This is a genomic window from Maribacter confluentis (assembly GCF_030505015.1).
GTDB lineage: Bacteria > Bacteroidota > Bacteroidia > Flavobacteriales > Flavobacteriaceae > Maribacter > Maribacter sedimenticola.
In genome coordinates this window covers 1,482,129-1,494,913 of the sequence record NZ_JAUKUC010000001.1, presented here as the reverse complement: position 1 = coordinate 1,494,913, position 12,785 = coordinate 1,482,129, and the positions used below count along the sequence as shown (strand labels likewise).

General features: G+C 39.2%; 11 protein-coding genes. 5 read left to right on the top strand and 6 right to left on the bottom strand.

Going from position 1 to position 12,785, the window contains the following annotated elements; translation table 11 throughout:
* Positions 1–15 precede the first annotated feature (15 nt).
* The 6 genes from Q2T41_RS06520 to miaB all read right to left on the bottom strand — a co-directional run bounded on the left by Q2T41_RS06520 (position 16) and on the right by miaB (position 4,994).
* A complete protein-coding gene (locus Q2T41_RS06520) occupies positions 16–294 on the bottom strand; it encodes a co-chaperone GroES (RefSeq protein ID WP_089260665.1) in 279 nt (92 codons plus the stop codon).
* Positions 295–436: 142 nt separating this feature from the next.
* Positions 437–796, bottom strand: a complete 360-nt coding sequence (secG, locus tag Q2T41_RS06515) for a preprotein translocase subunit SecG (protein WP_089260664.1) — start codon at positions 794–796, stop codon at positions 437–439.
* Positions 797–802: 6 nt separating this feature from the next.
* A complete protein-coding gene (locus tag Q2T41_RS06510) occupies positions 803–1,696 on the bottom strand; it encodes a DUF8458 domain-containing protein (protein ID WP_304435412.1) in 894 nt (297 codons plus the stop codon).
* Between the two features lie 5 nt (positions 1,697–1,701).
* Positions 1,702–2,238 (bottom strand): LptE family protein, encoded by a 537-nt coding sequence (locus Q2T41_RS06505; RefSeq protein WP_304435411.1) that lies wholly within the window; start codon positions 2,236–2,238, stop codon positions 1,702–1,704.
* Positions 2,239–2,243: 5 nt separating this feature from the next.
* Positions 2,244–3,527, bottom strand: a complete 1,284-nt coding sequence (locus Q2T41_RS06500; RefSeq protein ID WP_304435410.1) for a sigma-54 interaction domain-containing protein — start codon at positions 3,525–3,527, stop codon at positions 2,244–2,246.
* Positions 3,528–3,548: 21 nt separating this feature from the next.
* Complete coding sequence (gene miaB / locus Q2T41_RS06495) at positions 3,549–4,994, bottom strand: tRNA (N6-isopentenyl adenosine(37)-C2)-methylthiotransferase MiaB (RefSeq protein ID WP_304435409.1); 1,446 nt, start codon at positions 4,992–4,994, stop codon at positions 3,549–3,551.
* Between the two features lie 149 nt (positions 4,995–5,143).
* On the opposite strand from miaB, the gene Q2T41_RS06490 reads away from it, so the two are divergent.
* The 5 genes from Q2T41_RS06490 (at position 5,144) to porK (ending at position 12,736) form a co-directional block, all read left to right on the top strand.
* Positions 5,144–5,881 carry a hypothetical protein gene (locus Q2T41_RS06490; RefSeq protein WP_304435408.1) on the top strand — a complete coding sequence of 246 codons (738 nt, stop codon included), beginning with the start codon at positions 5,144–5,146 and terminating at the stop codon, positions 5,879–5,881.
* Between the two features lie 65 nt (positions 5,882–5,946).
* Entirely contained in the window at positions 5,947–7,215 is a 1,269-nt protein-coding gene (locus Q2T41_RS06485; RefSeq protein ID WP_304435407.1) for an LVIVD repeat-containing protein, read from the top strand.
* Between the two features lie 278 nt (positions 7,216–7,493).
* On the top strand, positions 7,494–10,007 hold the full coding sequence (gene topA / locus Q2T41_RS06480) for a type I DNA topoisomerase (RefSeq protein ID WP_304435406.1): 2,514 nt from the start codon (positions 7,494–7,496) through the stop codon (positions 10,005–10,007).
* Positions 10,008–10,090: 83 nt separating this feature from the next.
* Complete coding sequence (locus Q2T41_RS06475; RefSeq protein ID WP_304435405.1) at positions 10,091–11,248, top strand: formimidoylglutamase; 1,158 nt, start codon at positions 10,091–10,093, stop codon at positions 11,246–11,248.
* Positions 11,249–11,371: 123 nt separating this feature from the next.
* The gene (gene porK, locus Q2T41_RS06470; protein WP_089260656.1) at positions 11,372–12,736 is read left to right on the top strand and encodes a T9SS ring complex lipoprotein PorK/GldK; all 1,365 of its coding nucleotides are present in this window, start codon (positions 11,372–11,374) and stop codon (positions 12,734–12,736) included.
* Positions 12,737–12,785 lie beyond the last annotated feature (49 nt).

The window sequence follows — 12,785 nt, the reverse complement described above, 5'->3', positions numbered from 1 at the left end:
GATTCCTGAAAAATACTAGATGATGGCAAGAATATCGCTTTCTCTCATCATCAAATAATCGGTTCCTTCCAATTTAAGTTCGGTCCCGGCATATTTTCCGTAAAGTACGGTATCACCAACCTTAACGGTAACTTTGTCATCTTTTGTTCCTGGTCCCACGGCAACAACTTTACCTTTTTGCGGTTTCTCTTTTGCAGTGTCAGGAATGTAAAGCCCAGACGCAGTTTTAGTCTCAGCGGCCATTGGCTCAATAAGTACTCTGTCTGCCAATGGTTTGATATTAACTTTAGCCATAATTATTAAATTTTAAATTGATTTTTAACTTGTGTATGTCTCTAAAGGCAGAAATTATGCCATTGCCTATTTACTGACAAATTGTAAACAAAAAATGCCAGCTTGTCAGAAGCTGGCATTTTATTATAATTTATCTTTTGGATTATAAACTGTCCGTAGGGGTTACTTGTTCCGTTTCTACCGGTGTAACCTCTTCAGGCAAAGTTTCGGGAACAACAGTTTCAATATCATCGCCTTGCAATAATTTTGAATCCGAAGTGCCAAAATTACCTTTAAGCGCAATGTTGGAAGCAAGTATAAGAACGATCAACAAACCGGCCAATGTCCAGGTACTTCTATCCAAGAAATCGCCTGTTTTTTTGACACCGCCTGCAATTTGCGTTCCGCCACCACCAAAAGAAGAGGAAAGTCCGCCACCTTTTGGGTTCTGTACCATAATCACCAACACTAATAACAAGCAAACGACGATGATAAGGATTAAAAATATTGAAAATGTACTCATCCTATATTATTTATTATCTTTTTGAATTTTTTCTACTGCCTTAATTCGGTCTGCAAAGAAACTACTTTTTTCCGGATATTTCAAACTTAAAATTTTAAAGGCCTGTATGGCTTTTTTGTACTTCTTTTGTTCAAGATAAACCCTTGCCAGCGTTTCTGTCATCAGCTCGTTCTTGTCTATCTTTATAGAGTTGGAGATATCAAGTTTGGTTCCTTTTTGCTCCGTAGGATCTATTTTTGGATTGCTGGCTATAAACTTGTCTATGCGCTCAAATTTTTTCTTTTTTATGGCGTCTAACTTTTGAACCGGTTTAGCTTTTTTCTCAGACACCTTTTCAGCTTTTACGGTAGAACTGGTTTGTTCCGCTCCTGCGGTGCTTATTGGTTTTTTTGAAGTAAGGCTCAACCATTCAGAAAAGGAATATTTTTCCTTTTCATTAAATGTTAGCGGTTTACCTATTTCCAAGGTTTCTTCTTCTTTGGTAACCGTAGTAGGTTTGGATTGGAACAATTCCGGGTCTAGAATATGCTCGGCATCCGTGGTGTCCTGCGGTAAGGGTTTGTCCACGGAGTTTTCAATTAAAGGGGCGGTTGGTTCCTTAGGGGGCTTTACTCTGGATTCCGGTTCAATTACAGTATTATCCGTACGGTCATACCTTAAAAAATCCTTTGAGGTGATGAACTCAAAAAGAACATCGCGATCTGTGGTAAAGGCTGCCGTTGTCTTTAATGCCTTATTGTATTTATAACTATTAAGATTTTTAAGTCCTTTTAAATGTAAGGCACGTGCCGCTTGAAAATAAGGGTATTCCGCAATAATATCCTCCAGATGTTTCGTGTGGATCGGTTCTACTACTTTGGTAGGATGTTCTAGAAAATATGTAAAATCCTTTACGTTCATATAGGTTACCAGTCTGCCAATGATGCGTTGAAAATATCCTGTGTAAGTCGTTCAAATATTACTTCGTGCGCTTCACTCTTTATGGATGCCAACTGCACGTCGGCAGGATAGTCATAAAAGAACGAAAAACTTTGGTCAAAAGCTGCATCTTCTTTTAATCTGTTGTAAAATCTAACCTTCACGCGCATAGAAAGCCTGTTTTGTGCTGCGGTCTGCTGTGCAGTGGCGGACATGGGTGAAATTTTGTATTCGGTTATTTCCCCTTCATATAAAAGGTGTGGATTACCGGAAGTAATAAGGTCCAAACTGGTCTGGTTCATGATCCTATCCTGCAAGGCAAGTGTAAAATCCCTATCTACGCCCGGTTCAAAAGTAGAACCCGGACTCTGGGTTGCATAGTTCTGGAAATAATTTACTTGAAAGGTTTTGGCTTCCCCCACGTTACCGCCCGTAAAGTTATAGATACCACAACCTAAAAGTAATACTAGGGGCAATGAGAAAATAACAGCCTTTTTTATGTATTTAATCGTAAATATGTTCATAAGTTCTATAGATCGTACTGTTTAATTTTTCGATAGAGCGTTCGTTCTGAAATACCTAATTCTGCTGCTGCCGCCTTTCTTTTGCCACGGTTGCGTTCCAAGGATTTCTTAATCAGTTCTACTTCTTTCTCCTGTAGGGACAAGGTTTCCTCTTCCTCTATCTCTTCGGCAAAATGGTATTTGTCCTCGTATGCATCCGAAGTAAGGATATGATCTTCCTTGGGTTCAGGTAGGTGCAATACATTTAAGTTGGTTTCTTCTTGGGAGTCTTGGTCCAGATCTATATCCTCCTCATCGTCGTTTCCGTAAATTTTACGGATCAGGTTCTCATTGTCCTTTTGTACTTTTTGTGAATCGTTGTTTTTCAACAATTCCATGGTCAATTTTTTAAGATCGTTCAGGTCGCCCTTCATATCAAACAATACCTTATATAAAATCTCCCTCTCGTTGCTGAAATCGCTTTCTGCTTTAGTGTTGGAGACTACCGCGGGTAAATTGGTACTGGTGTTATTGGGCAGGTACCCGTTCAAGGTAGCTGCGGTAATGGACCTATTTTCTTCCAATACGGAAATTTGCTCGGCAATATTACGAAGCTGCCTTATATTTCCTGGCCATCTATATTTATTCAGTAAGGATACCGCTTGCTCATCTAGCCTAATGGTTGGCATCTTATATTTCTGGCTAAAGTCAGACGCAAATTTTCTGAACAATAAATGTACATCTCCCTGACGTTCGCGTAATGGGGGGATATTTATTTCAACGGTACTTAGACGATAGTACAGATCTTCTCTAAACCGTTCTTTTTTAATGGCCTCGAACATATTGACATTGGTGGCCGCAACAATACGAACATCGGTTTTTTGGACTTGGGAGGAACCTACTTTTAAGAATTCTCCATTTTCCAATACCCTTAATAATCTAACTTGGGTGGTCAAGGGCAGTTCGCCAACTTCATCTAAAAAAATAGTTCCGCCGTCCGCGACCTCAAAATAACCGCTTCTGGTTTGGGTTGCCCCGGTAAAGGCCCCTTTTTCATGTCCAAAAAGTTCACTGTCTATAGTTCCTTCCGGTATGGCACCACAGTTTACCGCTATATATTTGGCGTGCTTTCTATGGGACAAGGAATGAATGATCTTTGGGATAGCCTCTTTACCTACTCCACTTTCACCGGTAACCAGAACGGAAATATCCGTAATGGCAACTTGCATAGCCTTCTCCAATGCCCTATTGAGCTTAGGGTCTTGACCTATGATTTCAAAACGTTGTTTTATACTTTGTATGCTTTCCATAGAAAATGGCTCTGTACTAATTTAATTGTTTTCGGAATAATCTAACGCAGTACCTTTTAGTGTTGCAGAGGTACAATCGTGAATTTTGACATTGACAAAATCACCGATCTTATAATGCTCCTTTGGAAATACCACGACCGTACTTTGTGAGTTTCTGCCCATCCATTCATTTTCAGATTTCTTTGACGTTCCTTCAATAAGGACTTCCTGGATTTTACCCACATGCTTTTCCGTTCTAAATTGGCAATGTTCCCTTTGCAGCGCAATTATTTCAGATAAGCGTCTTTTTTTGGTAGGTTCGGGTACATCGTCCTCCATCTTTCTTCCTGCCAACGTTCCCGGTCTTTCGGAGTAGGCATACATATACCCAAAATCATACTTTACATATTCCAAGGCTTTTAAGGTGGCGGCATGGTCTTCTTCCGTTTCCGTAGGGAAGCCGGAAATAATATCTTGGGAAATGGCGCAATCTGGCAAAAGCTCCCTTATATTATCGATCAGCTCAAAATATTCCTCAATGGTGTGTAACCTGTTCATTTCCTTTAAAATACGGTTACTTCCGCTTTGAACCGGTAAATGAATATGGTTGCATATATTTTTATATTTGGCCATGGTTTTGATCACGTCCAAAGTCATATCCTGCGGGTTTGATGTAGAAAATCTAATACGCATTTTGGGTTGTGCCAAGGCTACCATTTCCAAAAGTTTGGAAAAGTTGATGGCTGTCGCTTTTTGCATTGGGGAAGCGTTCTCAAAATTCTTTTTTAGTCCACCACCGTACCATAGGTAGCTATCTACATTTTGTCCTAAAAGGGTAATTTCCTTAAATCCTTTTTTCCATAGTTCGTTGATTTCTGCCAAAACGGACTGCGGATCCCTACTACGTTCTCTTCCTCTGGTAAAGGGTACTACACAGAAGGTGCACATGTTATCGCATCCCCTAGTGATTGAAACAAAGGCGGTAACCCCATTGGTGTTCAGCCTTACTGGGGCAATATCTCCGTAGGTTTCGTCCTTTGAAAGTATGACGTTTACCGCATCCCTGCCAGAGTCTACCTCTTTAATAAGATTGGGCAAGTCTTTGTAGGCATCTGGCCCCACAACCATATCTACAATCTTTTCTTCGTCCAAAAGTTTATCTTTTAGACGCTCTGCCATACAGCCAAGAACACCGACCTTTAGGTGAGGTCTTGATTTTTTTACTTTATTATATTCCGTTAATCGTTTACGTATTGTTTGCTCTGCCTTGTCCCTAATAGAACAAGTATTTACAAGGACCAAATCTGCATCTTCCAATACTTGTGTAGTATTAAAACCTTCGTTGGCCAGGATAGATGCAACGATCTCGCTGTCAGCAAAGTTCATTGCACAACCGTAACTCTCTATGAACAAGTTGCGTTTGTTTTCTTTTCTAGCTGCTACGGCCAGTGTTGTGCCTTGCACCTTTTCATCTATGGTTTTCTCCATTCTACTTATTACTTCACAAAAATATTTGGTTGGCAAAGATACCATTATAATCAAAAATATGACAAGTTGACATACTTATTTAGGGTATTTTTAGGCTTTGGAACCGTTAATATTTTAAATTTGTTGATAACACAACAACCAGCTATAACATGAATTTAGAGAAAAAAATTACTGAAATAAAGTCTAGACCAAATTTGGAATTTGGAAGTATATTCAATAGATCCATAGAATTGTTTAAAAAAATATGGGTTCAGGGTTTTATTGCCTTACTGCTCACATTCTTGACAATACTTCCTTTTTATATAATACTTTATATTCCCATGATTGCCACAGGTATCACTGACCCATATGCTTTGGAGCATAATGAGTTGCCACCTATGGTTGCGGTTGCAATGGGTATTTTGTCACCTATAGTAATTATTGGGGTAAGCACCTTTAGTCTGGCAATTAATGCGGCTTTCTTAAGGATTTGTAGGCAAAAGGATGAAGAAAAAGATGGTGTTGACGACTATTTTTATTTTTTTAGGGATGGCAGAATTGGTAAAGTATTTATACTTGCCCTATATATTATGGGTGTTGCACTTTTAGGAATGCTGGCCTGCGGTGTAGGGTTGTTCTATGTCATTGTTCCGCTTTCACTATTGCCCGCCTTTTTGGCTTTTTCCAACGAATTATCTGCATTTGGTATGGTGAAAGCAAGTTTTATCTTGGGAAACAAGAATTGGTTAATCATATTTTTGTTGGTATTGGTTGCGGGTATAGTAGCTGAATTGGGATTGTTGTTATGCTGTGTAGGGATTTTTTTTACTGCAATGTTCAGCAAGGTGCCCACCTATTTTATGTACAAGGACGGAGTTGGTTTTGTGGAGGATGCTTATTTAAATTAATATGGTGTAACGCAACTAATATTGAATTTTAGCATCTTATGGTAAATGTTTAAATAACCAAGACCATGAATTCAAAAATCTTAATAGTATTTCTAGTAGTATTGGCAGTATTCTGTTCATGTGACAATGATGGTCCATATGAAGATTATTTAGTGGCACGTCCTATTCTAAAGAATGCTGTTTCGTTCAAGGCAGAAGCCATAGATATTATGGAGCCGATACCTGTAGTGTCTTCAGGAAAAGTATATGCCTATAAGAACTATATCTTTGTCAATGATGTGGGCTTAGGTTTTCATGTAATAGATAATTCCTCACCTCAAAATCCAGAGCGTATCGCTTTTATAAAACTGGAAGGCAATAATGATATATCCATAAAGGATGATAAATTATATGCGGATAGTTATGGAGACTTGGTCGTGTTCAATATATCGGATATCAGTGCAATTAGTTTGATCAGTAAAATGGAGAATGCCATTTATAATAATGGTGTTTGGATGACCAATGTAACTTTTCCCCAAGCGGATATTTATGAATATGGGGATATTGATTATGACAAGGATATTGTGGTTGGCTGGGAAGTTAACATGGAGAGAAGGTCCGTAGCCGATTATGAGAAACAATTTAACTGTGATAATTGTGATTTGGCCTTTGTGTCCGAAAATACGTTGAATTCCCAACAAGATGCGGTGGGCCAGGGCGGTTCTTTGGCCCGTTTTAAAATTATTGGGGATTATTTATATGTGGTGGATTATAGCGATTTAAATATTTTCGACATTGCGGATTTGGAGCAACCTAAGGTCCTGGAAGACGTGCAGGTGGGCTGGGATATTGAAACCATATTTAACCAAGGTGAAATACTGTTTTTGGGTGGCAGGCAAGGAATGTATATCTATGATATCAAAGATCCGGAAAAACCTGAGTTTATTTCCGAATTTAGGCATGGCACCGCTTGTGATCCTGTAGTGGTAGATGGGACCTATGCATACGTAACCCTCAAAGGGGGTAACATGTGCGGCGGTACGGAAAGTGGTCTTTATATCATAGATGTCTCTAACTTAAAAAACCCAGAGCTAAAGGTTATTTATCCTATGGAAGGACCAAACGGTTTAGGGGTAAAAGGAGATCAATTGTTTATTTGTGATGGCGGGGCCGGTTTAAAAGTGTATGATAAAAGCAATGCTCCAAATATTACCATGGTCAGCCATTTTAAAGATATTGTAGCTTATGACGTAATTCCATTATCCTCTAGTTTGTTGATGATTGGGGACCAAACGTTATATCAATATGAATATGTGGACAGTGATATTAAGTTGTTAAGTACTTTGGAGCTGTAGCCACTATACCATAAAATAGAAAGTAAAAGGAAGCCATTGACTTCCTTTTTTTATGCTTTTTGAGGTCGTGGAAGGTAGTGGCCAGGTTAATTTTTATGTTGTGGCAATTGTCCGTCCATTTTAAAAAATAGGGAATAATGAAAATGGCGGACTAATTTTTTTTAAGTAGTAAAAAAATGATTTTATGGCCGTAGTTCTAATAAATAACAGGAAGAAATAAATGTTTGAAATTCCAAAGTTTAAATTTTAGTATACATTTGTAGGTATAAACAAGGTTGATGGCGAAAAATTTAGTAATTGTTGAGTCTCCTGCAAAGGCCAAGACTATTGAGAAGTTTTTAGGAAAGGATTTTAAGGTAGAATCAAGCTTTGGACACATAGCGGATTTACCCTCTAAGGAATTGGGAGTGGATGTCGAAAATGATTTCACACCAAAATATATAGTGGACAAGGACAAAAAAGCCTTGGTTAAAAAACTTAAGGGACTTGCCGATAAAGCGGAAACCATATGGCTTGCAAGTGATGAGGACCGTGAGGGAGAAGCCATTTCCTGGCATTTGGCAGAAGAGCTTGGTCTTGATAAGAAGAAAACAAAAAGGATCGTTTTCAACTCGGTTACCAAGGCGGCTATACAAAAAGCCATAGAAAATCCGCGTGAGATTAATTTTAACCTTGTAAATGCGCAACAGGCAAGACGAGTTTTAGATCGTTTGGTAGGGTATCAATTATCGCCTGTTTTATGGAAAAAGATCAAACCGGGACTTTCTGCTGGGCGTGTACAGTCCGTAGCGGTGCGTTTGATCGTTGAACGTGAGCGTGATATAGAGGGTTTTGAACCCCAAGCTTCTTTCAAGATAGCGGCCGAGTTTAAAACTGAGGCCGGTAGCGTTTTTTCCGCCAAACTTAACAAGACATTCTCTACCAAGGAAGAAGCGGAAGCATTTTTAAAGCAAAATAAAGCGGCCGATTTTTCCGTAAGTAAATTGGACAAGAAACCGGCAAAAAAGTCGCCTTCTGCACCATTTACGACATCTACCTTACAACAAGAAGCATCTAGAAAACTTTACTTTTCGGTTGGGAGAACCATGCAGGTGGCCCAACGTTTATATGAAGCAGGTTTAATTACCTATATGAGAACGGATAGTGTTAACCTATCTAACGAAGCGTTGGTTTCGGCAAAGGAGGCAATTGTAAAGAATTACGGTGAAAAATATAGTGAGACCAGAAATTTTGTAGGTAAGTCCAAAGGAGCCCAAGAGGCACATGAGGCCATTAGGCCAACGGATATGGGAAATCAATCCCCATCTTTGGAAAGAGATCAGTCCAAATTATATGACCTGATCTGGAAACGTACCGTAGCATCGCAAATGAGCGACGCACAGTTGGAACGCACCAATGTAAAAATCAAGGCAAACACACATACGGAAGAATTTACCGCGAATGGTGAGGTCATAAAATTTGATGGTTTTCTAAAAGTCTACATGGAAAGTGTAGATGATGAGGATTTGGCGGAAGAACAGGAAGGTATGCTTCCGGCCATGAAAGATGGGGAGCGCCTGATCAATAATTTTATTAGCGCAACGGAGCGTTTTACCCGTCCGCCATACCGTTTTACGGAAGCCTCATTGGTAAAGAAATTAGAAGAGTTGGGTATTGGTAGACCGTCTACCTATGCCCCTACGATTTCTACGATTCTTAATAGAGGGTATGTGGAAAAAGGCACTGTAGAAGGTATGGAAAGGAAGTACACACAATTGGTTTTGCAGGCCGATCAGATTAATGAAAAGAATCTTACCGAAAATGTAGGATCGGATAAAGGAAAAATGGTGCCAACGGACATTGGTATGATCGTTACCGATTTCTTGGTAAGTAATTTTGCAAATATTCTGGATTATAATTTTACCGCGCAGGTAGAAGAGGATTTTGATGAAATAGCTTCTGGTGAAGAGGATTGGAAAAAGATGATGAAAAACTTTTATAAGGATTTTCATCCCAATGTGCTTGATGTAGAAGAAAATGCGGATAGGGCCAGCGGAGAAAGAATTTTGGGCAAAGACCCTAAAAGCGGTAAGCAAGTATCGGTCCGGTTGGGAAGATTTGGACCTATGGTACAGATAGGAACCGTTGATGATGAGGAGAAACCAACTTTTGCCAGTCTGTTACCGGAACATTCTCTAAACACCATCACCTTTGAAGAGGCTATGGATCTGTTTAAATTACCAAGAAGGCTGGGTGTTTATGAGGGAGAAGAAGTTTTGGCCAATGTGGGCAGGTTTGGGCCTTATGTTAAATTTGGGGAGAAATTCATTTCCATGGATAAAGGTGAAAGTGCTTTTGATATAGAAATGGATAGGGCCATTGAGCTGATACAGGCAAAACAGAAAGCAGATGCACCTATTGCCATGTACGAGGAGAAAGAGGTCACCAAGGGCGTCGGTAGATTTGGACCATTTATAAAATGGAACGGCATGTTCATCAATGTCAATAAAAAGTATGATTTTGATCATCTTTCCAAGGACGATATTGTTGAGCTGATAGAGACCAAAAAGCAGAAAGAGATTGACAAGGTAGTCCATAATTGGGAAGAAGAAGGTATACGGGTAGAAAAGGCAAGATGGGGCCGTCATAATATCATCAAGGGAAAGATCAAGGTAGAATTGGCCAAAACGGTCGATGCTACAAAGATTACCCTGGAGGAGGCTCAAAAATTGATCGAGCAGAAAACCCCTAAAAAGAAGGCAAAGGCAAAAGCGAAACCTAAGGCAAAGGCAAAACCAAAAACAAAAAAATAATATTTTTGTTCATGGAAATAGTAGTATTTTCATGGAGATCAAAACAGTTAACCTAAGGTACAACCCAAAATAAAGATTACTACATGGCCTTTGATTTTTTAGTTCCGGTGCAGGACAAGGTTTTGGCCCACAATGAGTTGCTGCCCAACCAAGCCATTGGTAAAAACACCTATATACACACTGAAAATGACGGGTTGCCCGTATTGGCGAATGCCACCGTTGCTTTTTTAGGGGTTAGGGAATCCAGGAATGCTTATGAAAAAAAGCATGAAAAATTGGACGTTTCCGGTATACGGTTACAATTGTATAAACTTCTGGTGGGTAATTGGAACGCCACTCTGGTAGATTTGGGTGATATAGAGGAAGGTGCTACGGTTGAAGACACTTATTTTGTGGTAAGGGAAGTAGTAGCGGGCTTGTTGGAAGAGCAAATCACCCCCATTATCCTTGGCGCAACACAAGATATTACCTATCCGGCTTACAGGGCATTTGATGGTATTAAGGATATGATCAATTTGGTGGCCATTGACAGCCGTTTTGATTTTGGCATTGATGATGAATTGATCTCGTCACATTCCTATATGAGCAAGATTATTACGGATAAGCCAAATAATCTTTTTAATTTTTCAAATATTGGTTATCAAAGTTATTTCAATGCCCAAGAGGAAATTGATTTAATGGAACGCTTGTTTTTTGATGCCTACAGATTAGGGGAAGTGGCCAATGATCTTACCTTGGCAGAACCCGTATTAAGAAACGCGCATATGGTGAGTTTGGATTTGCGTGCAGTTAAGGCGAGTGAATTATCCCATTCTGCCAATTTTTCGCCAAATGGTTTTGATGGCCGCGAAATTTGTGCCATTGCAAGATATGCCGGGCTTAGCGATAAGGTGTCGGTTTTTGGAATTTATGAAATGGACAACAATGTCCAGTCCCAGCAGCTAATTTCCCAGATTATATGGTACTTCATAGAAGGAATCAATTACAGGATTCAAGAGTCTCCTTACTCAAAATCAGACGATTTTGTCAAATACAACGTACCTAGCGAAGACGAAGAATTGGTCTTTTATAAAAGCTTACTAACAGAAAGATGGTGGACAGAAGTACCATCTATTTACACTTCACATACTAAAGGTCATACACCTGCGTTATTACCATGCACCGAGAAGGATTATGTAGATGCATGTAATCAACAGATTCCTGAAAGGTGGTACAAGGCCTATAAGAAAGGCTTTAATTGAACGAGAATATTTTTAAAGCATTAAAAGACTTTAATACAATATTTTATTTAAAACATAGTTTTAGATGTTAGAATAAACCATTGTATTCTATAGTTAAACCATAATCGAAATTTAACCTAAAGTATGAAGAAGCTATTGTTATCCTCTATAGCGTTTGTTTTTTTACTCACAAGTTGTGGGTCTAAACAGAAAGGTGAGCTAACTGGAGTCCAGGGAAAAAAGTGGTATCCCGAAAAACCTTATGGAATGGAACTTATCCCAAGAGGTTCTTTCATTATGGGTAAAAGTGAAGAAGACCAAGCAAAATTGTTGAACGCACCTACCAAAACGGTTACGGTACGTTCCTTCTATATGGATGATACCGAAATTACGAATAGCGAATACCGTCAATTCGTAGAGTGGGTAAAGGATTCTATCGTAAGAACCAAATTGGCCATTTTGGCCGATGAGTTGGGAATTGGTCCTGAAGAAGGTGGTATTGGTGATTATGCATTTAAGGATGCGGATACGACCAGGTCTTCAGTATATGACAAATATATGTTGGACAATTATTCAGGAATGGGCAAAACCGGTTATGAAGGTAGGGCCTTGAACAAGGATGAGGATTTAATTTGGGACACTTCGGAATATCCAGATGAATATTATACCGAGATTATGGACAGCATCTACTTGTCTGAGGAGGAGTCTTACAACGGACAGCGTACTATTGATGTAAAACAGTTGAAATACAAGTACAATTGGATGGATATAGAAGCTGCTGCACGTGCATCGATCAAAGGAAACAAAAGCAGAAAAGAATTTATACGTACGGAAGAAGTCGAGATATATCCTGATACCACGGTATGGATAAGGGATTTCTCCTATTCGTATAACGAGCCAATGCACAATGATTATTTTTGGCATGATGCCTATAGTGATTATCCTGTAGTAGGTATTACTTGGAAACAGGCCAAAGCATTTTGTAATTGGAGAACCAAGTTCAAGAATGATGATAATAAGAGTCGTGGAAGACAGTTCGTCAACCAATTTAGGCTACCTACAGAGGCAGAATGGGAATATGCTGCCAGAGGAGGCATTGAAGGTGGAACATATCCTTGGGGTGGTCCATATGTAATTAGTGATACAGGTTGTTTCATGGCCAACTTTAAACCCCAGCGTGGTGATTATGCGGCAGATGCGGCATTGTATACCGTAGAGGCTAAATCCTATGAACCAAACGATTTTAATATGTACAACATGGCCGGTAACGTTTCTGAATGGACAAACTCTAGTTATGACCCAAGTGCATATGATTACGTATCCACAATGAACCCTAACGGAGGTGATCAGTCCAATACCAGAAAAGTAATTAGAGGTGGTTCTTGGAAAGATGTTGCATACTTCTTACAAGTAAGTACCAGGGATTACGAATATGCAGATTCTGCCCGTAGTTACATAGGTTTCAGGACCGTACAAGATTATATGGGTGAAGAGGACTCTACACAATAAATAGAAATATTAACAGTTTTATAATAAATTCAAATTAAATTTTTAACCA

Excerpts from the sequence above, each read along its gene's own strand:
- porK (WP_089260656.1), top strand. The coding sequence starts at position 11,372 with ATGAAGAAGCTATTGTTATCCTCTATAGCGTTTGTTTTTTTACTCACA.
- Q2T41_RS06500 (WP_304435410.1), bottom strand. The coding sequence starts at position 3,527 with ATGGAAAGCATACAAAGTATAAAACAACGTTTTGAAATCATAGGTCAA.
- secG (WP_089260664.1), bottom strand. The coding sequence starts at position 796 with ATGAGTACATTTTCAATATTTTTAATCCTTATCATCGTCGTTTGCTTG.
- Q2T41_RS06520 (WP_089260665.1), bottom strand. The coding sequence starts at position 294 with ATGGCTAAAGTTAATATCAAACCATTGGCAGACAGAGTACTTATTGAG.
- Q2T41_RS06505 (WP_304435411.1), bottom strand. The coding sequence starts at position 2,238 with ATGAACATATTTACGATTAAATACATAAAAAAGGCTGTTATTTTCTCA.
- miaB (WP_304435409.1), bottom strand. The coding sequence starts at position 4,994 with ATGGAGAAAACCATAGATGAAAAGGTGCAAGGCACAACACTGGCCGTA.
- Q2T41_RS06475 (WP_304435405.1), top strand. The coding sequence starts at position 10,091 with ATGGCCTTTGATTTTTTAGTTCCGGTGCAGGACAAGGTTTTGGCCCAC.
- Q2T41_RS06510 (WP_304435412.1), bottom strand. The coding sequence starts at position 1,696 with ATGAACGTAAAGGATTTTACATATTTTCTAGAACATCCTACCAAAGTA.
- Q2T41_RS06490 (WP_304435408.1), top strand. The coding sequence starts at position 5,144 with ATGAATTTAGAGAAAAAAATTACTGAAATAAAGTCTAGACCAAATTTG.
- topA (WP_304435406.1), top strand. The coding sequence starts at position 7,494 with ATGGCGAAAAATTTAGTAATTGTTGAGTCTCCTGCAAAGGCCAAGACT.
- Q2T41_RS06485 (WP_304435407.1), top strand. The coding sequence starts at position 5,947 with ATGAATTCAAAAATCTTAATAGTATTTCTAGTAGTATTGGCAGTATTC.